The 257-nt window shown below is 38.5% G+C and carries 1 protein-coding gene; it reads right to left on the reverse strand.

All coding sequences use genetic code 11. From position 1 onward, the window contains the following. Nucleotides 1–257 (reverse strand): hypothetical protein (locus SB772_RS42965; RefSeq protein WP_410838891.1); only part of this gene is annotated, 257 nt, incomplete at both ends.

Raw genomic sequence — 257 nt, forward strand, 5'->3', positions numbered from 1 at the left:
GTCACTACTGCACCTCCTGTAGAAACAAATTCAAGGCTATAAGTACCTGGATAACCATTAAGATTATACTCCTTATACATCCCTTCTGTTATTGTCAGCTGCGGAATGATGATCTCACTGCCTCTTTTTAAAACAATCTTCAGATTGTCTTTTCTGGGTTTAGGAAGTGGAGGGAATCCTGGAACCTCAGGAAGTTCAGGAGGTATAGGATACGAGTATTCAGGAATATCAAGCACAAATTTAAACTTTTTCTTTAC

This window comes from Paraburkholderia sp. SIMBA_030 (assembly GCF_046535245.1).
GTDB lineage: Bacteria > Pseudomonadota > Gammaproteobacteria > Burkholderiales > Burkholderiaceae > Paraburkholderia.